Source organism: Geobacillus thermodenitrificans subsp. thermodenitrificans DSM 465, from assembly GCF_000496575.1.
GTDB classification, from domain to species: Bacteria; Bacillota; Bacilli; order Bacillales; family Anoxybacillaceae; genus Geobacillus; species Geobacillus thermodenitrificans.
The window spans coordinates 202463-224372 of sequence record NZ_AYKT01000006.1; the positions used below are offsets into that span (position 1 = coordinate 202463).

The following is a 21910-nucleotide window of genomic DNA, read 5'->3' on the forward strand; positions in this document are numbered from 1 at the left end:
TTTAGTGTGCGCTAACCAAGATGGGGGTATGCACATCACTTCGTTCAGCCAAACGGCAACAAACGACGCCTCTTTTCTGCTTCATTTCCGGGATGGAATTGGCTTTTAATAATCAAATATTGCTCCAATTCGCGCACTAAATGAAACAACGCCGCCCGCTCTTCAAACTGTTCGCGCGTTTTCGGAAGCGGCATCTCTTTAAATTCCTCGCGCATTGCCGCCAGACGCCGCAAAAAGCGGTCGGCTGTATTACCTGGATGAATAGCGTCGCTCAGTTCATCGATAAAATCGGCAACCATGATCCGCTGTTCGACCGTATAAGTAAGCGATGTCACTAGCGGCAACATCCGCTCAATAATCTCGAGCTGACGTTCACGCATCCGGAAATAGCGGACATACTCATCTTCGTTGCGCCATAGTTGATTGTCGGCGTGGCGGATGGCAAGTTTTTTTGCTTGTTCAAGCATATCAGCCGTCAACGGCAGCTCTTTGCCATCCCAGTCGAGTTCATTTGTGCGCAAGTAGCGGACGACTTCTTTTAAAATAATGCGGAACAAATCTTCCACGATGCGCCGATACTCCTTCAGCTGTTTTTCGGCGCTCGGCATGTACATGTTGACAAGCAGGGCGACGCCGATGCCGACGATGACCAACAGCAGCTCGTTGACGATGAGCGCCCATGTCAGTTCTTTAGCCGCATACAAATGCAAAATAATAACCGAGCTCGTCGCGATCCCCTCATTCACTTTCAGCCGAACGGTCACTGGAATGAACAAAAGCAATAGCAACCCAATCGTCCACGGATGGTAGCCGAAAACGGTAAAAAACAGCGCGGCAAACCCAATCGCGACAACGCATGCGGTAAAACGGGCCCGCGCGGCCTCAAGCGAGCGTTTTTTCGTCACTTGGACGCACAAAATGACGATAATGCCGGCGGAAGCAAAATTATGGAGGCCAATCAGCTGAGCGATGGCGATCGCCAGCGCTGCCCCCACCGCCGTTTTTAACGTCCGATAGCCGATTTTCATCGTGCTGTCTCCTTTACCCATGTTTGCCGACTTCATTGTACCGATGACGGCGCTTTCGATGCAAGAAAAAATAGGCAGCCCTTGTCCCGCACATCCGTCACCAAAAACCTACTCGACCCGGCCACGGACAAGTAAAAAAAGCGGCCGCCTACTAAACACGCAGGACAGGCCTCCTCAACTTACCATGAGTGTTTTATCAATCGTTTTCCCATCGCGATCAATTTCGTGCTTAATGGCTTCGTTCAGCGAATCAAAGAGAAGACCTTGTCAAACAAGTAGAGGCTGATGATGTCGTCCATACCCTCTTGGATTTTCTGCTTTTGCTTGCCGGTGTCATCGATGCACAGAGGTGGCAATAATATTTTTTTCAAATGGGGGAACAGCCGAAGCACATGACTGGTGCGATAAAAGGCGGGGGGGGGAGTGGTTGTTTATTTCCTTCAATCACCTAAAACATATCTCTTTCAATAGGGATGGCTGATGTCCGGAAGCCAATCCCAGCCTACGGAGAATAGGTAGCAACGACACAAAAAACCCGGAGGTTGAATTTTTCTCACTCCGGGTTTCTCCTGTTCACACTTCCTCACAATATTCATCAAACAGCGCCTGCAGCTTTTGCACGACAGCGACCGGCTCATGCCCTTCGATGTCGTGGCGATGAATCATGGCGCACAGTTTGCCGTCTTTAAGCAGGGCGAATGACGGCGAGGACGGCGGCTCACCGACAAAGTATTCACGAGCCCGGGCGGTCGCCTCTTTATCTTGGCCGGCAAAGACGGTCACCAAATGGTCGGGCCGCTTGTCATAATGAACCGCATGGGCCGCAGCGGGACGAGCGATGCCGCCGGCGCATCCACACACGGAGTTAATGAGTACGAGCGTCGTGCCTGGACGACGAAACGCAGCGTCGACGTCTTCTGGCGTGCGCAGCTCTTCAAATCCGGCTTCGACCGCTTCGCGGCGGGATTGTTCTACAAAATCATTGTAGAGCGGAAATTGAAATTGGAACATCATGACACCTCCTTACGTTTTATCATATCATATTTGACCGCCAATCCCCCGTTCATACGCTTCGATCAGCTCCCTGACAGCGGCAGTGACCGGTTTCGAGCCGGAAATAACGCTGTTCTCAAGCGCCGGGAGCTTTTCTTTCACGATCGGATCGGCGAAAAAGCGCGTTTCTACATATTCTTTGATCATCGCATGCATCCAGTCTTTTTGTTGCTGGCGGCGGCGGTCATCAAACACGCCGGATTGCTTCGTCGTTTTGACAAACGTTTCAATGACTTGCCAAATGTCGGCGATTCCTTCTCCCAACAAGGCGGAGCATGTGTACGCTTTCGTCTGCCAGCCGGGCGTGGCCGGGCGCAAATAGTGAAGAAACTGATTGTACTCTTTTTGCGCGGCCCGCGCTTTTTCTTTATTGTCACCGTCTGCCTTATTGATGACGATGGCATCGACCAGCTCCATAATGCCGCGCTTCATCCCTTGCAGTTCGTCGCCGGCGCCAGTTAACGCCAAAAGAAGGAAAAAATCAACCATCCCACGGACGACAAACTCGCTTTGCCCGACGCCGACCGTCTCAACGAGGATAATGTCATAACCGGCCGCCTCGCAAAGCATCATCGTCTCCCGCGTTTTCCGGTGCACGCCACCAAGCGCCCCGCCTGATGGAGACGGACGGATGAAAGCGCGCGGATTCCGGGCGAGCGTCTCCATCCGTGTTTTATCGCCGAGGATGCTGCCGCCGGTCAACGAGCTCGTCGGATCGACGGCTAGGACGGCGACGCGATGCCCCTGTTCGCATAAAAACGTACCGAACGCTTCAATGAACGTGCTTTTCCCCGCTCCCGGCACGCCAGTAACGCCGATGCGAATCGAACGGCCGACATGCGGCAACAATTCATTCAACACTTGTTGGGCAAGCTCTAAATGCCTCGCCGCATTGCTTTCAACAAGCGTAATCGCCTGGGCTAAAAGGGTGCGGTCGCCGGCCAGCACTCCTTGGACGTAATCAGCGACCGACCGTTCTTTTCGTTTCACAAGCCGCTTGGGCGCCGACGGGCGCTTAGCTTGCACGTACGATGACGCGCTCTCGCCGTCCGCCCATTCCGGACGCTTCCCTTGACCGTCTACCGCACCTTCGCCGCCTGCTCGTTCTTGTTGTTTCTCCTCACCGTTCATTCGCTCACTTCCTCATAGCCGAGTCGAGCATAAATTTCGTCTAATACGGTTTCTGCCGCTTCCGGAATCACCGTGCCCGGCCCGAAGACGGCAGCGGCTCCGTGCTCATATAAAAACGCGTAATCTTGCGGCGGAATGACGCCGCCGACGATAACTAAAATATCGTCGCGGCCAAGTTTTTCGAGCTCCGCAACGAGCTGGGGCACGAGCGTCTTATGTCCACCGGCGAGCGAACTGATGCCGACGGCGTGTACATCGTTTTCGACCGCTTGGCGCGCTGTTTCTTCCGGTGTTTGAAACAGCGGTCCGATATCAACGTCAAACCCTAAATCAGCAAACGCGGTGGCGATCACTTTCGCCCCACGGTCATGGCCATCCTGTCCCATTTTTGCGACCAACAGGCGCGGACGCCGCCCTTCTAGTTCCGCGAACTGCGCCACTTTCGCTTTCACCCGTTCAAGCTGCGCTTCATTTTTATACTCCGAGCTGTAAACGCCGCTGATCGAACGAATCGTAGCGCGATGACGCTTCGCCACTTTTTCAATGGCGTACGAAATTTCCCCGAGTGTTGCACGGACGCGCGCTGCTTGGACGGCGAGCTCAAGCAAGTTTCCTTCGCCCGTTTCCGCCGCTTTCGTAATCGCAGCAAGTGCTGCTTCGACTTGCTCGTTATCGCGCGTCGCCTTTAGCTCGTTCAGTCGTTCGATTTGCCGCTCGCGCACAGCAGTGTTGTCAACTTCCAAAATGTCGATTGGCTCTTCTTTTTCCGGACGGTATTGATTGACACCAATAATCGTTTCTGCTCCTGAATCGATGCGCGCTTGACGCCGAGCTGCCGCTTCTTCGATACGCATTTTCGGAATGCCGGTTTCGATCGCTTTCGCCATTCCACCTAAGCTTTCGATTTCTTCAATATGCGCCCACGCCCGCTTCATCAATTCGTTTGTCAACGTCTCGACGTAATACGAGCCGGCCCACGGGTCGATCGTCCGACAAATGCCCGTCTCTTCCTGCAAGTACAGCTGCGTATTACGGGCGATGCGTGCCGAGAAGTCGGTCGGCAAGGCAATCGCTTCGTCAAGGGCGTTCGTATGAAGCGACTGCGTATGCCCCATCGCTGCCGCATGCGCTTCAATGAGCGTACGCACAACATTGTTGAACGGATCTTGCTCGGTCAAACTCCATCCCGATGTTTGCGAATGCGTCCTTAATGCGAGCGATTTCGGATTTTTCGGATTGAACGTTTTCATCATTTTCGCCCACATGAGACGCGCCGCCCGCATTTTCGCCACTTCCATAAAATAGTTCATGCCGATCGCCCAGAAAAACGACAGCCTTGGAGCGAATGAATCGATGTCAATCCCCGCTTTCAGACCGGTGCGCACATATTCGAGCCCATCGGCAAGCGTGTATGCCAGCTCCAAGTCGGCCGGCGCCCCAGCTTCCTGCATATGATAGCCAGAAATGCTGATGCTGTTGAATTTCGGCATGTATTTGGCCGTATAGGCGAAAATATCAGCAATGATGCGCATGGACATTTCCGGCGGATAAATGTACGTGTTACGCACCATGTATTCTTTCAAAATATCGTTTTGAATCGTTCCCGACAGCTTGTCTTGCGTCACTCCTTGTTCTTCAGCAGTGACGATGTAAAACGCCATGATCGGGAGCACCGCTCCGTTCATCGTCATCGACACCGACATTTGATCGAGCGGAATGCCGTCAAACAAAATTTTCATATCGAGCACCGAATCAATGGCGACCCCTGCTTTGCCGACATCGCCGACGACGCGTGGATGGTCGGAGTCATAGCCACGATGGGTGGCAAGGTCAAAAGCGACCGACAGCCCTTTTTGCCCCATCGCCAAATTGCGCCGATAAAATGCATTGCTTTCCTCAGCCGTCGAAAAGCCGGCGTATTGGCGGATCGTCCACGGCCGTGCGACATACATCGTCGGATACGGCCCGCGCAAATACGGCGGCAAGCCGGGCATATAATCAAGGAAATCGAGCCCATCGATGTCTTTCTTTGTATAAAGCGGCTTCACCGCAATGTGCTCATTCGTCTGGAACAACAGTTCATCGATCGACGCTTGCACGCGCCGCTCCACCGCGTCTCTCCACTGTTTCTCATCCACATCGGCCGCTGCCGTGGAGAGCGTCATATTTGTAAAGTCAACGTACTTCGCCATCAAACGCCACCCCTCTTTCCGTGAGAAACGCCACAATGACATCGTAAGCGTTCGAACCGAGATGAATCGACCCATCTACGCCAGCAGCAGCATACGTTTTTTCGAGCTCTTCCGGCGGTTTTCCAGCAAGATACAGCTTCGCATTCGGCTTTGCCTGCTTAAACGCCTCGGCCAACGCGGGAACGAACGATGGATAATCAGCGTCGGCGCCGCAGATGACGTAATGCGTCCCGTTCGTGTTCCGCACCCATTCGACCACTTCCTCAACCGATGCGAAGCCGTTGCTCCGCTCGGCCGTCACCCCGCCGGCTGCAAACAGCCCGGCAATGAAATCGGTACGCGCCTGATGGCGAACAAGCGGTCCGAGCGCAATCAAATGAACGGTGAGCTTCTCTCCGGTGCGTTCCGCATGCTTTTCCGCCGCCTGTCGCAACTGCTCAAACGGCTCGGCTAAACGCCATGGCGAAATGGGCGTAATGCGTACAGGTGCCTTTCCATCTGCGAGCGCTGCCACCATTTCCCGAGCGGTTGCTCGACAACGAGCCGCACGAATCATCGCTTCCATCCATTTTCCATTCGCAAGCGTAGCGCGAAGATCCGACACCCGCGTTTCCTCTACCGGGAGCACCTCATTCACTTCAGCTTGTTCCGGCTTTTGAATCGGCGTTTCCGCCAAGTTCGCATACACATTCGTGCCGACGATTTTTTCTTTCCGCTGTTTGACGCGCTCAAGCCGCTGCTCGGCCACTGTCGCTACTTCTGCCTGCACGAAGCCGTCTTGAAGCGCTTGTTTCATACCGCCTTTTTCTTCAACTTGTTGGAACAGCTTCCATGCTTCTTCAGCGAGTTTAGCCGTCAATGTCTCAACATAATACGAGCCGCCCGCCGGATCGATGACATGGGCGAGATGTGCCTCTTCAAGCAAAATAAGCTGCGTGTTGCGAGCGATGCGCCGTGAAAACTCATCAGCGAGTCCGATCGCTTCGTCAAACGGTGACACATGCACGCCATCAGCACCGCCAACAACGGCCGCAAACGCTTCTGCTCCCGCGCGAAGCATGTTCACATACGGGTCGTACACGGTTTTGGTAAAGCGCGATGTGCGCACATGCAGTTCGATCCGCCTTGCTGATTCACCGCCGCCAAACGCTCCGATCACTTGCGCAAACAACCGCCGCGCTGCCCGCAACTTGGCAATTTCCATGAAAAAGTCAGCTCCGACCGACAACGACACTTGCATCCGCGTAGCGATGTCATCGATAGTCAGACCACGATCCAGCCCTGCACGGATGTACTCGACCGCCGTCGCCAACGAAAACGCGAGCTCCTGCACAGCGTTCGCTCCGCCGTTATGATACGGCTCTCCACGCACGAAAATCGTGCGAACGAAAGGCATTTGTTCCTTCGCCCACTTCACCGCTTCCGCCATTTCATCATACAACCCATCGAGCGACCTCGGCAGCGCCCCGCCTTCTGCCCACACTCCAAGCGGATCTATACCGATCGCGCCGCGCACGACTGAGAGTGATATTCCTTGTTCTTGCAAATACGCAGCCAGCAACGCTAAAAACGGAAGCGACTGCGTCCCCGCGTCCACACGGAGCGAATAGCGATCGAGCGGCACGCCAGCAAACATTGCAGCCACATCATCGACCGACTGAACAGCAAACGGCAGCCGTTCAAGGGAAAGATGGATTTCCGTCTGTCCCTTTTGCAAGTCGTGCTTGATCGCCTCGTTCCATTCAGAGGGGCTCATTGCCGAAATTTCCTGGCTCACCTTCCATGGCTCGCTCCGATATCCTTCCGGCCGCGTCCCGCGCACGTACTGGCCAAAGCCCGGGTACTGCTCAAGCGAGCCGAGCGCCTCTACATCTCGGCGTGTATAAAGCGGCTTGACCGCTATGTTTTCGTACGTCATCGAATGAAGCCGCTCGAGCGGCTTTCCTTTCAGCGATCTTTCCGCTTCCCGCTCCCACTCCTCAACCGTCGGAGCTGAAAACGCCGCTTCCTTCATCTTCGCGACATCACTCATTTCCCCATCCCCTTTCGCGTCTTTCTCCAAAAAGAAACCGCTTTCGTTTTTCGCCGCCTTTTACCCACCTGAAGCCGTCAACGTCCGGAGATGTCTCATACCAAACGAGCAGATGCACTTCCGTGGGAAAAAACGGGTTCTATGTTTATTGTAGTACATAGGCTGATTTTGGGCAATGAACAAAAAGACGAAGAGTGAGACAAGACTTTGTGGGAACTTTTTTGCTTCACTAAGAACGTATGTGAACCAAAAAAGGTTAGTGAACCATTTTTGAATTGATATAGTCAGCGATTTCATAACCTCATCCCTGTTGCCGAATGAGGAATCGCTTTTTTTATTTCTCAATTCGAGAAACTTGGTTGGTTCTGTTCCATTGGTATGGTCAAAAAGTTGAGTTTTACCAGTCTTCCATGTAAAAAAGGTGTCTCATTGCTTTCGAGACACCCTAGGAAACTGGTTACTTAACGGAAAATGAGGATAAGTTCATTTAGTTTTTCAATTTAAGAAACTACATGCCCTCATGTTTCTTTTCCCCAAGATTGCTCGAAGGCAAACGGCTGATTTTCACCTACCTTCTATTCCGGAAAACGTTTCGTCAATCGATCACAAAGTCCTTCAACAAATGGAAAAGATATCGTCCCGATTTGTAAATTCCACAAAACTCCAACGCCCTCTATTTTCTCACATAAATCAACTTCCACTACTTGATCCGCCAGGTCATGGATGAGACACATTGAAACTTCCACGTTTAGAACCCTTATTCCTCTTCTTGAACGAGCGGCAGGCGGACAGATACGGTCGTTCCTTGGCCGAGGTCGCTGTCGAACTGAATCGCACCGCCATGAAGGGCGACAATTTGTTTGACGATGGCAAGCCCTAAGCCAGTGCCTCCTTCTTTGCGGGTGCGGGCGCGGTCGACGCGGAAAAAGCGCTGGCCGAGAAGCGGAAGCTGGTCTTTCGGGATGCCTTTGCCCGTATCTCGGATCACGAGTTCGCCTTCTGTGTCTGAAAAACGGGAAAGCCGCACCGTCACCGCGCCGCCTTCCGGGGTGTAGCGGATGGCGTTGTCGAGTAAATTGCGCACGACTTGTTCGAGCCGATCGGCATCGCCGTCAACGATAAGCTCATAGTCGAGGTCGCACGTGAGTGTCAGCCGTTTTTTGGTTATGATTGGGCGATACATGTCCATGACATCCTCGATCACTTGGGCGAACGCCACTGGAGCGCGCTCGAGCGGCACGCTTTGCCCTTCAAGTTGAGCCAAATCGAGCAAGTCGCGGACGAGCCGCTCCATCCGTTCCGTTTCACGGTGGATGAGGCGAAGGTGCGACTGCTCTTCTTCCTTCGTTCTCGCCAGGCCGGAGAGGAGCGCTTCACTGTAGCCTTTTATATAGCTTAACGGCGTGCGTAATTCGTGCGAGACGTTCGCTAAAAATTCACGCTTTCGCTCGTCTTCTTTGGCGATGGCGTCCGCCATTTGGTTAAACGCTTGAGCGAGACGGCCGATCTCATCGTCCGTGCGCACTGAAATGGCTGCGCCATAATCCCCTTTCGCCATACGTCCAGCCGCTTTTTCCATCGCTTGGAGCGGCTCGGTCATTTGGCGCACCATTCGCTTGCCAACGAACAACAACGCGGCAGCGAACAAGGCAGCAAACGGCCAAAACGCGGCGGCTGCCCGTTTGGTTGCTTCTTGAACGTCGGCGAGGGGCATATACAAATAAATCGCTCCCTCAAGTCGCTTCTCATCAAGAAGCGGGACGACAACCGCCATCACACGGCGGTCGAAGCGCTTTTCATACCCCGTTTTGATCACCGGCTTGCCGTGCAGCAGCGTTTCCCGATCGCGACCGCTGACTAACGCGTCATAATGGACCGGAAACGGCCAACAAGCGCTCAATTCGCGCGGATTGTCAATCAACAAGATCGTTGCCGTTGATTTTTCGTCATACCATTCGATTTGACGCCGATAGGCCTCGGTGACCGTCCCTCCTCGATAATCATGAGCTAGGCTTGTCCCTTCAGCAATCAACATTCGTTCGACTTCTTTCACGTACACCGTTCGGTAAAAGTAATTTAACAGCAAAAATGAAAACGCCAGCGTCACGAAGATCGCCGCTCCGATCGACAGCCATACTTTTTGCCCTAAACGAAGCCGTTTCATCACTCATCCCTCAAATTTGTAGCCGATGCCCCATACCGTTTGAATATAGCGGCCAGCGTCTTTCAGTTTCATGCGCAGCGTCTTCACATGCGTATCGACTGTGCGGGCATTTCCTGTGTAATCATATCCCCACACGTTGACGAGCAAATCGTCGCGGCTGAACACTTGACCGTGGTGCTTGGCCAAAAACAGCAACAGTTCAAACTCTTTTAACGTCAACCTCACCGGCTCGCTCCCAACGGTCACCTTCCGCCCTTTTTCATCGATCGCAAGGTTGCCAAATTGTAGCTGTCCATCGCGCTCGCGACCGCGCCACGTCCGGCGCAGCACCGCCTCAAGGCGGGCAATAAGCTCACCCGGGCTGAACGGCTTGACGATATAATCATCGCCGCCGAGCTTGAATCCTTTCACTTTATCCCACTCTTCTCCGAGAGCGGTCAAAAACAAAATCGGCACATCCGACTGCTCGCGAATGCGGGCACAGACGGAAAAGCCGTCTTGGTTTGGCATCATCACATCAAGCAAAATCGCATCAACCGAACGACGCGCCAACACCGTCAACGCTTCGTCACCGTCTCCGGCTTCCAAACAGCAAAAGCCGGCGTTTTCCAAATACATGCTGACTAACAGCCGCATCTCCTCTTCGTCATCCACGATTAAAACGGTCCGTTCACTCACGTTCGTCCCTCCCGAATCAGCAGTTGCAGCGGTCCATCCCCTGTTTTCCAACGAGCGAGCGGCCGCAACGTCGCCTCGTCGACCACGATGATTTCATCGCTGTCATAACTCGCAATATACAAACGGCCTCCTGCCGCTTCCATGGCAAACGGGTTGGCGCCGACGGACATGGAAGCAAGCCGGTTTCCGTCCGGCGCAAATCGGTGCATGGTGTTGGAGCCGTGGCTTAATACAAACACACCGCGGTCTGTTTCAATAAAATCAATCGGCATGACCGGGGCGGCGATCATCTGCCGCAACCGGCCGTCTGGCAGCGAATAGACATGGATGTTCGTTTCCACACGACTTCCGCTGCCGTGCCCGCCAACCCAAAGCTCCCCTTGCTGCTCGCGCACGAGTCCGCCCAGCGCCATCCTCGGCACGGCGAACGAACGAATGAGGCGATGGTGGACTGCATCAATGACAAAGGTGCGGCCAGCTTGAAAATCGATGGCGTACAGCTCCGTTCCAGCGTCATTAATAAGAAGGGTGAGTGGAGAATGGCCGACGCGCAGGCGGGTGAGTTCCTTGCCATTCTCGCTCCATACACGAACCGCATGGTGTTGGTTGTCGCCAAAAAACCATGTGCTGCCATCCGGCGTAGCGGTGGCACTGATGATGCCGCTCCCCGTTTTCCACTCGTCAAGCTGCTTCCCGGTGGCAAGATTGTAGCGATAGACCCGATCCAAATCAGGGCCGTACAACAGAAGCGTCCGCCTGTCCGGGCTTAGCGCGCCGCCGCGGAACGGTTTGTTGATTTCCCAACGAGCGATGACTCTCCCGTTTTTCGCATTCAAAAAGGTGACCGTTTCCCCTTTCACATCAAGGCTGATAACGACAGAAAGCGAGTTGTCTATCGGTGGAAACGATGGTTTGGCACAACCGCTGATGACCCATAAGCATATACAAAGCACCCACACGCTCGCTCGTTTCATCTATGGCTTCCCCTTCGTACATGGACTTCTGTTTCCATTATACATGACATTTGTGAAAGAAGTTTGAAATCGTACCATGCAAAAACCCCCATCGCCACCGATGGCGATGGGGGGACCGTTAATAAACCGGTGTATTGTCTTTGTTCATGTTTTCCAAAATCGCTTTGACACGGGCGAGGAAGCGGCCGCAAACGAGACCGTCTAGGACGCGGTGGTCAAGCGACAGGCACAAGTTGACCATGTCGCGGATGGCAATCATGCCGTCTTTCACGACCGGGCGTTTGACGATTGTTTCCACTTGCAAAATGGCAGCTTGCGGGTAGTTGATAATACCCATTGACTGCACTGAGCCAAACGCGCCAGTGTTGTTGACGGTGAACGTGCCGCCTTGCATATCTTCCGGACGAAGTTTGCCGGCGCGCGTTTTCGCTGCCAGTTCGGCGATTTCGCGGGCAATCCCCTTGATCGTTTTCTCATCGGCGTGCTTGATGACCGGAACGAACAACGCATCATCGGTCGCGACGGCAATCGAGATGTTGATGTCCTTGCGCTGGATGATTTTATCGCCGGCCCACACCGAATTCAGCTGCGGGAATTCTTTCAACGCTTGAGCGACCGCTTTGACGAAAAAGGCAAAGTACGTCAAGTTGAAGCCTTCACGCCGCTTGAATTCGTCTTTGATGGCATCGCGATAAGCGACAAGGTTCGTCACGTCGACTTCGACCATCGTCCATGCGTGCGGCGCTTCGTGCTTGCTTCGGAGCATGTTCGCAGCGATCGCTTTGCGCACCGGGGTGACCGGAATTTCGATATCGCCCGCTCCTACTTCGATCGTTGGCGCCGCTGGCTTCGTCGACGTCGTCACCGGCGCGGTTTGTGCGGCAGCAGCCGGCTGAGATGGAGCGACGTCCGGAGCTGTCGTCTCGACCTTTGGTGCCGCCTGTTCTGCCGCTTCCGCTTTCGGAATTTGGCCGGACTCGATCAACTTAAGCAAATCTTTGCGCGTCACTCGCCCGCCAAGACCAGTGCCTTTGACTTGTTCAAGGTCAATTCCATGTTCTTGGGCCAAACGGAGCACAGCCGGGGAGTAACGGCCGTTGTTGGCCTTGCCAGCCTGTTTAGCCGCGGGAGCTTTGTTTTCATTTTCCTTTTTCGTTCCTGCTGTCTCTTCCGTCGGCTTCGCTTCCGGAGCTGGTGCAGCGCCTTCGACTTCGATTGTGCAAATCGGGGCGCCGACCGGCAACGTTTCTCCTTCTTTGGCGATCAACTCGCGGATGACGCCGGCAAATGACGACGGAATTTCCGCGCTCACTTTATCAGTCATCACTTCGGCAACCGGATCGTATTTGTTCACTTTGTCGCCCGGGGAAACGAGCCATTTACTGATTGTGCCTTCCGTAACACTTTCCCCGAGCTGAGGCATCGTCAATTGTTCGATGGCCACATCGATACCCTCCTATCTCTGTTGCAATGTCTTTGCCGTGACATCCCCCGCCACATCCGCTTTGGGCAGGGGGGAACCTCTTCACAGGATGGGATTCCTCCATGGATTTCCTTCTGTTCCACAATGTCAGGCGGCACCGAACCAACATTCCCCACTTTGCGATTTCTTCGAAGCGGGAGACGTCTTTGATTCACGCATTAAAATGCCGCTAATTCGCGCATCGCTTTTTCCACTTTTTCCGGGTTGACCATAAAGAATTTTTCCATCGTCGGCGCATACGGCATCGCCGGAACATCTGGACCGGCAAGGCGCATAATCGGCGCATCGAGATCAAACAAGCAATGTTCAGCGATGATGGCGGCGACTTCACTCATGACGCTGCCTTCTTTATTGTCTTCCGTAATGAGCAGCACTTTCCCGGTTTTACTTGCTGCTTCGATAATCGCTTCTTTATCTAACGGGTAAACGGTGCGCAAATCCAACAGATGGACCGAAATGCCGTCTTGGGCGACGCGTTCAGCTGCCTGCAAGGCGAAGTGAACACAAAGCCCATATGTGATCACCGTGATGTCATCGCCTTCGCGTTTGACATCGGCTTTGCCGATCGGCAATACATAGTCGTCTTCCGGCACTTCCCCTTTAATGAGACGATAAGCGCGCTTATGCTCAAAAAAGATCACTGGATCTTCATCGCGAATTGCTGCTTTCAGCAACCCTTTCACATCGTATGGCGTCGACGGCATGACGATTTTCAGCCCTGGCTGGTTGGCGAACACAGCTTCTACCGACTGTGAATGGTACAAAGCGCCATGTACCCCACCGCCGTACGGGGCACGGATGACAATCGGGCAGTTCCAGTCATTGTTGGAACGATAACGGATGCGCGCCGCTTCAGAAATAATTTGGTTAACTGCAGGCATGATGAAATCCGCAAACTGAATTTCGGCAATCGGGCGCAAGCCATACATCGCCGCACCGATGCCGACACCGACAATCGCCGATTCGGCAAGCGGCGTGTCGATGACGCGCTCTTCGCCAAATTGCTCATACAATCCTTGCGTCGCTTTAAACACCCCGCCTTTTCGCCCGACGTCTTCCCCTAATACAAACACGCGCGAATCGCGTTCCATCTCTTCGCGAATAGCCATCGTGACCGCATCAATATATGAAATAACAGGCATCGTCTAATTCCCCCTTACTCCTCGGCATACACGTAGCGAAGCGCATGTTCCGGCTCGGCGTACGGTGCTTTTTCCGCATAGTCAGTCGCTTCGTTCACTTGTTTCATGACACGTGCTTGAATGTCTTCATCAAGCGCATCAGTTAAGACACCGACTTCTTTTAAGTAATTGGCAAACGAGACGATCGGATCTTTGGCGCGTGCTTCAGCCAATTCTTCCTCAGTCCGGTAGACGCGGTGATCGTCATCGGACGAGTGCGACGTCAATCGGTATGTCACCGCCTCAATGAGCGTCGGCCCTTCACCGCGGCGAGCGCGGTCAGCCGCTTCCTTGACGACGCGGTACACTTCAAGCGGGTCCGTGCCATCGACCGTATAGCCCGGCATGCCATAGCCAATGGCGCGGTCGGATACTTTTTCGCACGCCAATTGTTTCGAAATCGGCACGGAAATGGCGTACTTGTTGTTTTCGCACATAAAGATGACAGGGAGTTTATGAACGCCGGCAAAGTTTGCTCCTTCATGGAAGTCGCCTTGGTTCGACGATCCTTCCCCGAACGTGACGAAGGCGACAAAATCTTTCTTTTCCATTTTCGCCGCCAAAGCAAAACCAACTGCATGTGGCACTTGTGTCGTCACAGGCGAGGAACCGGTGACGATTCGGTTTTTCTTTTGTCCGAAATGGCCCGGCATTTGTCGGCCACCGGAGTTCGGGTCTTCCGCTTTAGCAAACGCGGCAAGCATCAATTCCGTCGGCGTCATACCGAACGTCAAGACAACGCCCATATCGCGATAATATGGCAAGATGTAGTCTTTCGTCCGGTCAAGAGCAAACGCCGCGCCGACTTGCGCTGCTTCTTGCCCTTGGCACGAGATGACAAACGGAATTTTCCCAGCGCGGTTTAACAGCCACATCCGCTCATCGAGCTTGCGGGCGAGAAGCATCGTTTCGTACATTTGCAACACAGTGTCATCGCTTAATCCGAGCGCTTGGTGACGGTTTTGCGCCATCGGAACAACCTCCCTTAATTAAAAATCCATTGCAGCTCATTATGTAAGCTGCCTGTTGCCAATCTTTCGTCCTCATGCGGCAAAATTAAAAGTGAATGGCTCGGCCATCGACGGCAAGCGCAGCTTCTGCCAATGCTTCGGAGAGTGTCGGGTGCGGATGGATCGCATGCGCCACTTCCCACGGAGCAGCATCAAGCACACGGGCGAGTCCCGCTTCGGAAATCAAGTCGGTCACATGTGGCCCAACCATATGAACGCCAAGCAAGTCGTCCGTATTCCGGTCGGCGATGAATTTGACGAATCCCTCTGCTTCCCCGAACACAAGCGCCTTGCCAATCGCTTTAAACGGAAACTTGCCGACTTTGACGTCATAGCCTTTCGCTTTCGCTTCTTGTTCCGTCAAACCAACTGCCGCGGCTTCCGGCCGAGTGTAAATGCAGCGTGGCACCATCGCGTAATCGATCGGCGCCGGATTGTGCCCTGCCAAATGTTCGATAGCAACGATGCCTTCATGAGCGGCGACATGGGCGAGCTGCAAGCCACCGATAACATCGCCAATCGCGTAAATATGCGCCTCTTTCGTTTGACCAAACTCATTCGTTTGAATATAGCCATTTTCAATGACGATGTCGGTGTTTTCGAGACCGATTCCTTCAATGTTTGCTTGCCGTCCGACGGAAACAAGCATCTTGTCGGCCGTGAATGTTTTCCGTTCGCCGTTATGTTCCGCCTGGATGGTCACGCCGTTTCCTTTTTCCAATGTTTCCGGCAGCACTTTCGCCCCGGTGACAATCGTAACGCCACGGCGGCGGAGCAGTTTTTCCATTTCTTTTGACACATCTTCATCTTCCGTCGGCAAAATGCGGTCTGCATACTCTAACACCGTGACGTCAACCCCAAAGTCATTCAACATCGACGCCCATTCCATGCCGATCACCCCGCCGCCAACGATTAAAATGGACGACGGGAGCGTCTCCATTTGCAGCGCCTCGTCGGACGTTATGACAAGTTCGCCGTCCACCTCCAACCCCGGCAGCGTGCGCGGCCGCGAGCCGGTGGCGATAACGACGAATTTCGGGACGAGCATTTCGTTTTCGCTGCCGTCGTTCATTTCCACCGACACCGTTCCCGGCAGCGGCGAAAAGATCGATGGACCTAGCAGACGGCCCGTCCCAGCATACACATCGATCTTTCCTTTTTTCATTAAGTGCTGAACGCCTTTATGGAGTTGGTCAACAATGGCCGCTTTGCGCGCCTGCACTTTGGCAAAATCGAGGCGCACATCACCAGCGATGACGCCGAACGTCTCACCTTGTTTCGTTTGTGCGTACACTTCGGCGCTTCGGAGCAGCGCTTTCGATGGAATGCAACCGGCGTGCAGACACGTGCCACCGAGCTTTCCTTTTTCGACGACTGCCGTTTTCAAGCCGAGCTGCGATGCGCGAATGGCCGCCACATAGCCGCCCGTGCCTCCGCCGAGAATGACAACATCGTATTCTTTTGCCATCTTGCCTTCCCCTTTCTGTCCGTTGCCGCATCAACGCCGGGCTAAAACCGGCGAAGCCGCTTCACCTAGATACGTTTTTTCCTCCTCCTCGCCACACAAGACGCGTAATGCGCCTTCAGCGAGCGCCTGCAGTTCATTTTCACCCGGGTGGACGATAACATCAGCGATCCATTGGACACGGCGGGTAATTTGTTCGACGAACGATTTGCCGTATGCTAGTCCACCGGTCAAAACAATGGCGTCAACTTTGCCAGCTAGCACCGCGCTTGCCGCGCCGATTTCTTTTGCCACTTGGTACGCCATCGCCTCATACACCAGTTTCGCCTGCTCGTCCCCGGCTTCAATCATTTTTTCGACTTTCACCGCATCGTTCGTGCCAAGATGGCCGACAAGACCGCCGCGGCCGACAAGCATGCTCATGATCTCATCGCGGTAATATTCACCTGAAAAACATAGAGCGACCAAATCACCAGCCGGCACCGTTCCAGCGCGTTCCGGACTGAACGGCCCTTCCCCGTCGAGACCGTTATTGACGTCGACAACCCGTCCCTGCTTATGAGCGCCTACCGTAATGCCGCCGCCCATATGGGCGACGATCAAGTTCAACTCATCATACCGCTTGCCAAGCTGCCGGGCAACACGGCGCGCGACGGCCTTTTGGTTTAAAGCATGGAAAATGCTGCGCCGCTCAATGAGTGGAAAGCCGCTGACCCGGGCGATCGGCTCAAGCTCATCGACGACAACCGGGTCAACGATAAACGCCGGAATGTTTAACGCCGAGGCAATCTCATGCGCCAAAATGCCGCCGAGGTTGGACGCATGCTGTCCGGAGTAACCGCGGCGCAAATCTTCAAGCATGGCCTCATTGACACGGTACGTTCCGCCTTCAATCGGACGGAGAAGCCCTCCACGGCCGCAGACGGCGCTTAATTTCGATAAGTTGATCCCTTCTTCATCTAAAGCGGCTAAAATCGTTTGCTTACGAAACTCATACTGATCGATGATGGTCTTATATTGCCGAAGCGTCTCCGCATCGTGGCGGATCGTTTTTTCCAATAGCGGCCGTTCATTTTCAAATACCCCTATTTTCGTTGAGGTCGAACCTGGATTGATTGTTAAAATACGGAACTTCTGCTCTTGCATCGTTGTTTGTCCCTCCGTTTGCCGCCAGCGGGGCGGGGAACCGCCCCTTGCCGCTGTTAACGGCTGCGGCGGCTTAAAATATGATGGCCGTTTTGTAAAAATTGGCTGCGCGACTTGCGCATCGTTTCGATCCGTTCTTCAGCCATCCGATCGGCCGCAACATAAGTCGGAATGTTATCACGCTTAGCGATCGCAAACACTTTTTCAATGTTATCGTAAATTTGTTCCACTTTTTTCATCGCCCGTTCGCGATTGTAGCCGTAAAGCTCATCAGCGACATTAATGACGCCGCCGGCGTTGATCACATAGTCCGGAGCATAAACGATGCCCATTTCATGGATGATATCACCATGCCGCGCCTCGCGCAGTTGGTTGTTCGCCGATCCAGCAATCACTTTCGCTTTCAGTTGCGGAATCGTTTGATCATTGATGATACCGCCAAGTGCGCACGGAGCAAAAATGTCGCACTCCACACCATAAATGTCATTCGGGTCGACCGCTTTCGCACCAAATTCCTCAACGGCACGGGCCACCGCTTCTTTGTTAATGTCGGTAACGATAAGTTGAGCGCCTTCTTCATGCAAATGACGGCACAAGTGGTAGGCGACATTGCCAACCCCTTGGACGGCAACAACTTTTCCTTCGAGCGAATCACTGCCGAACGCTTCTTTTACCGCCGCCTTCATTCCACGATAAACACCGTAAGCCGTCATTGGCGATGGGTTGCCAGATGAACCGAACTCCGGTGAAATGCCAGTGACGTAATCTGTCTCTTGATAGATGATATCCATATCGGCAACCGTCGTACCGACGTCTTCAGCCGTGATATAGCGACCATTCAATCCTTGAATGAAACGGCCGAATGCACGGAACATCGCTTCATTTTTATCTTTACGTGGATCGCCGATGATGACCGTTTTGCCGCCGCCTAAGTTAAGACCGGCTGCCGCGTTTTTGTACGTCATGCCGCGGGCGAGGCGCAATGCATCTTCGAGCGCTTCCTCTTCCGAATTGTACATCCACATGCGCGTACCACCCAATGCCGGGCCAAGTGTCGTATCGTGAATAGCAATGATCGCTTTCAACCCCGATTCTTTATCTTGACAAAACAGCACTTGTTCGTAATCATACGTTTCCATATATTTAAACAATTCCATCTTTGATGGCCTCCTCCATTCATTTTGTTGCCGAACAGATCGCAAGAGCGAGCGAATATAATTTGCTTTCCGCCGAGTCGGCACGCGACGTCAAAACGATTGGCGCCTTCGCTCCAGCGATGACCGCTCCAACCTGTGCGTTTGCAAAATAGATCAGCGACTTATACAACATATTGCCGGATTCAATGTCAGGAACAAGCAAAATGTCAGCCTGTCCAGCCACATCGCTCTCAATCCGCTTATGCTTCGCTGCCGTCATGGACACAGCGTTGTCTAATGCAAGCGGTCCATCAATCAAGCAATCGCTGATTTGTCCTCGCTTTTGCATCATAGCAAGCGCAGCGGCATCAAGCGTTGCCGGCATGGCCGGATTGACTGTTTCCACCGCCGCCAAGGCCGCCACTTTCGGCTTCTCAATGCCGATCGACCGTGCCACGCTGACAGCGTTATTCACAATTTGCACTTTTTGCTCCAAATCGGGCGCGATGTTCATGGCCGCATCCGTCACGATGATGGGCCGATCCGCCGCCGGTACGTCAAAGACAGCAACATGAGAAAGAACTCTCCCAGTGCGTAGCCCGTACTCTTTATTGAGCACCGCCTTCAGGAGCGTCGCTGTCGGCACGTGCCCTTTCATCAATGCGTCGGCCTCGTTCAAATGAACGGCGCGCACGGCAAGCTCCGCCGCTTGACCGATTGAATTCGCGTGGACAATCTCGACATCGGAAGAGCGCGTGCATCCCTTTTCTTTCAGCAAGCGGCCGATCCGCTCACGGTCACCGTACAACACGAACCGACCGAGGCGATGTTCAAGCGCCATCGCCACCGCTTCGATGACTTCTTCATCTTCCGCCGCTGCCACCGCCACCGTCTGGCCTTGGCATTGGCTTGCCTCTTCGATTAATGATCTCAACTTCATCGTCTGCACCAACCTTTTCTGCAAATCGTGCGGCACTTTTTTATATGCAAAAACCGTGCCAATTACAAAAGTGTGAAAGCGCTTAAAAATAACAATTGCATGAGAATGAAATTATGCAACTTTTTTCATTGTATGAAAATTACTGCATGCTTTTTTTGTCAAGTCCGTATTTTTCTAATTTATAGTACAAGTTGCGCACTGAAATGCCGAGTGCCCGGGCAGTCGCTGTTTTATTGCCATGATAACGTCGGAGCGCCCGCTCTAACAAACGCGCCTCGTACTCACCGACCATCTCATCAAGCGGCCGAAGCGGTTCTTCCGCTTCGACGCGGGACACTGTCGTCGGCGATGGTGTGGCAAGGGGCGGCAAATGCTCAACATCGATCATCACCTCGTGAAACTTCATGAAAATCATCGCCCGTCCGAGCACATTTTCAAGTTCGCGGACGTTCCCTGGCCAATCATAGGCCAAAAGCCGTGCCATCGCTTCGTTCGTCACCCCTTCGACGTTGCGGCCGTAATCTTGGTTCAGCTTTTGGATCAAGTGTCGGCAAAGAGCCGGAATGTCTTCTTTGCGGGCACGCAGCGGCGGGATATAAATGGGCATCCGATTGAGCCGGTAATATAAGTCTTCGCGAAATGTGCCGTCGGCAATCGCTTTTTCTAAATTGACATTCGTCGCGGCAATGACGCGAACATTGATCGGAATCGGCTTCGTTCCGCCAACGCGAACAATTTCTCTCTCTTGCAAGACGCGAAGCAGCTTCGCTTGCGTGCTCGCTGACAATTCACCAATTTCATCGAGAAAAATACTTCCGTTGTTTGCTTCTTCAAACAACCCGCGCTTTCCGCCGCGCCTCGCGCCGGAAAACGCCCCTTCTTCATAGCCAAATAGTTCGCTCTCTAATAATGTTTCCGGAATGGCTGCACAATTGACACGGATAAACTTGTTATACTTCCGATCGCTGGCATTATGAATGGCATGGGCAAACAGCTCTTTACCTGTCCCCGATTCGCCGCGCAGCAAAATCGTCACAGGCGTTTTCGCTGCCAGTTTCGCCTGCTCAATCGCCACTTTCATCTCGTCGGCTTCACCGATAATATCAGCAAACGAATATTTCGCCTCGAGCGTGCGAATAATTTGCCGCGCCCGGTTCAGTTCAGCCGTTAGCCGCTGGATTTCCGACACGTCATGAATGACGCCGACACTCCCTTTTAATACGCCATCAACAATGATCGGGGCAACATTGACGACAACGTCGCGGTTTTTAGGGCCGACTTTCATGCGCACTCCGCGCACTGGCCGGCGCGTTTTCAACACTTGCATATGCATGCTTTCTCCTTCGGCGATGTCGGCGGTCGCCGGCTTTCCGATCACTTCCTCTTTCGTCAAGCCGGTGAGACGAGTATACGCTGGGTTGATCAAAATGCCATTCCCGTTTTCATCAACGACTGAGATCGCTTCTTCCGACGAATGAATAATCGCTTCAAGCATCATGCGCATTTCTTTTAAGTCCGTGATTTCTTCGGCTAAAGCGACCAGTTCAGTAATATCTTTGAATACGGCAAGCGCTCCAAACAACTTCCCGCTCTCGTCGATAATCGGGATGCGGGTGGTAATCAATTTTTTTCCATTAGCCAACTCCACTTCTTGGTGAAACTCCGTCTGCCTCGTTTTCAGCACACGCGGTAAACCGCTTGATGGCAAGACCGATAAAATGTGCTCGCCAATGACTTTGTCTTTATCCACCTCAAGCAGCTCAGCAGCGCTTTCATTCATATCGGTAATGTAAGCATATTCATCAACGACTATCATGCCATCGTGGGACGAGTGAAAAATGAGTGCACGCCGAGTCGCCTCGCTTTTCAGTTCAGCAATCAGTGCTTCCTTTTCTTCGACGAGCTCGGCCATCATTCTCGCAACCGCACTTGGAACGATGTTCGCCCCTTTGGGCGCCAACTGGCGGATCTCTTCAAGGACGTCCGCCCTGCCGGTTGTTTCAATAATCAAGTCAAGTGGTTTATCCATCCACGGACGCCAGTCATTGGAAGCAACGATGCCCCACTTCCGCGCCAGCTGCAGCCCTGGGGCATTGTCATCGACATCAATCACCGCCATGACGGCAAATCCCGAGGCTTCATGAAGCAGTTTCAGCAATGACGTCCCCCGCGCATCGGCACCAATAATGATCACTTTTTTCATCACGGTTCACCACTCTTTATTTCATGCCAAATTTTGCAGGCATTTTTATCATACTTGTTTTTTCTTTCCTTGACAAACAGTCGATAACCGCTAT

The 21910-nt window shown here is 53.3% G+C and carries 16 protein-coding genes; all 16 read right to left on the reverse strand.

Annotation, left to right across the window (positions count from 1 at the left end; translation table 11 throughout):
* Nucleotides 1-44: 44 nt before the first annotated feature.
* Nucleotides 45-1028, reverse strand: coding sequence for an aromatic acid exporter family protein (locus DSM465_RS0107660; RefSeq protein ID WP_008879776.1), 984 nt, complete (start codon nucleotides 1026-1028; stop codon nucleotides 45-47).
* Nucleotides 1029-1601: 573 nt separating this feature from the next.
* Nucleotides 1602-2039, reverse strand: coding sequence for a BrxA/BrxB family bacilliredoxin (locus DSM465_RS0107665; RefSeq protein ID WP_008879777.1), 438 nt, complete (start codon nucleotides 2037-2039; stop codon nucleotides 1602-1604).
* 27 nt (nucleotides 2040-2066) lie between these two features.
* Nucleotides 2067-3212, reverse strand: coding sequence for a methylmalonyl Co-A mutase-associated GTPase MeaB (meaB, locus tag DSM465_RS0107670; RefSeq protein WP_029761052.1), 1146 nt, complete (start codon nucleotides 3210-3212; stop codon nucleotides 2067-2069).
* Nucleotides 3209-5404, reverse strand: coding sequence for a methylmalonyl-CoA mutase (scpA, locus tag DSM465_RS0107675; RefSeq protein ID WP_008879779.1), 2196 nt, complete (start codon nucleotides 5402-5404; stop codon nucleotides 3209-3211). The genes meaB and scpA overlap by 4 nt, the downstream gene beginning before the upstream one ends.
* Nucleotides 5388-7436 carry a methylmalonyl-CoA mutase family protein gene (locus DSM465_RS0107680; RefSeq protein ID WP_029761053.1) on the reverse strand — a complete coding sequence of 683 codons (2049 nt, stop codon included), beginning with the start codon at nucleotides 7434-7436 and terminating at the stop codon, nucleotides 5388-5390. Before DSM465_RS0107680 ends, scpA begins: the two co-directional genes overlap by 17 nt.
* Before the next feature lie 757 nt (nucleotides 7437-8193).
* The gene (locus DSM465_RS0107690) at nucleotides 8194-9600 is read right to left on the reverse strand and encodes a sensor histidine kinase (RefSeq protein WP_029761054.1); all 1407 of its coding nucleotides are present in this window, start codon (nucleotides 9598-9600) and stop codon (nucleotides 8194-8196) included.
* Between the two features lie 3 nt (nucleotides 9601-9603).
* A complete protein-coding gene (locus tag DSM465_RS0107695) occupies nucleotides 9604-10278 on the reverse strand; it encodes a response regulator transcription factor (protein WP_008879783.1) in 675 nt (224 codons plus the stop codon).
* The gene (locus tag DSM465_RS0107700; protein ID WP_029761055.1) at nucleotides 10275-11252 is read right to left on the reverse strand and encodes a YncE family protein; all 978 of its coding nucleotides are present in this window, start codon (nucleotides 11250-11252) and stop codon (nucleotides 10275-10277) included. The genes DSM465_RS0107695 and DSM465_RS0107700 overlap by 4 nt, the downstream gene beginning before the upstream one ends.
* A gap of 118 nt (nucleotides 11253-11370) precedes the next feature.
* A complete protein-coding gene (locus DSM465_RS0107705) occupies nucleotides 11371-12696 on the reverse strand; it encodes a dihydrolipoamide acetyltransferase family protein (RefSeq protein ID WP_029761057.1) in 1326 nt (441 codons plus the stop codon).
* Nucleotides 12697-12893: 197 nt separating this feature from the next.
* Nucleotides 12894-13877 carry an alpha-ketoacid dehydrogenase subunit beta gene (locus tag DSM465_RS0107710; RefSeq protein WP_008879786.1) on the reverse strand — a complete coding sequence of 328 codons (984 nt, stop codon included), beginning with the start codon at nucleotides 13875-13877 and terminating at the stop codon, nucleotides 12894-12896.
* 14 nt (nucleotides 13878-13891) lie between these two features.
* On the reverse strand, nucleotides 13892-14887 hold the full coding sequence (locus tag DSM465_RS0107715; RefSeq protein WP_008879787.1) for a thiamine pyrophosphate-dependent dehydrogenase E1 component subunit alpha: 996 nt from the start codon (nucleotides 14885-14887) through the stop codon (nucleotides 13892-13894).
* A gap of 85 nt (nucleotides 14888-14972) precedes the next feature.
* Nucleotides 14973-16394, reverse strand: a complete 1422-nt coding sequence (gene lpdA / locus DSM465_RS0107720) for a dihydrolipoyl dehydrogenase (RefSeq protein ID WP_011887773.1) — start codon at nucleotides 16392-16394, stop codon at nucleotides 14973-14975.
* 30 nt (nucleotides 16395-16424) lie between these two features.
* Nucleotides 16425-17537, reverse strand: coding sequence for a butyrate kinase (gene buk, locus DSM465_RS0107725; RefSeq protein ID WP_011887774.1), 1113 nt, complete (start codon nucleotides 17535-17537; stop codon nucleotides 16425-16427).
* 56 nt (nucleotides 17538-17593) lie between these two features.
* Entirely contained in the window at nucleotides 17594-18694 is a 1101-nt protein-coding gene (locus DSM465_RS0107730; RefSeq protein ID WP_008879790.1) for a leucine dehydrogenase, read from the reverse strand.
* A 19-nt stretch (nucleotides 18695-18713) separates the two neighbouring features.
* Nucleotides 18714-19625, reverse strand: a complete 912-nt coding sequence (yqiS, locus tag DSM465_RS0107735; RefSeq protein WP_255350176.1) for a phosphate butyryltransferase — start codon at nucleotides 19623-19625, stop codon at nucleotides 18714-18716.
* A gap of 127 nt (nucleotides 19626-19752) precedes the next feature.
* Complete coding sequence (locus DSM465_RS0107740) at nucleotides 19753-21816, reverse strand: sigma-54-dependent Fis family transcriptional regulator (RefSeq protein ID WP_029761058.1); 2064 nt, start codon at nucleotides 21814-21816, stop codon at nucleotides 19753-19755.
* Nucleotides 21817-21910 lie beyond the last annotated feature (94 nt).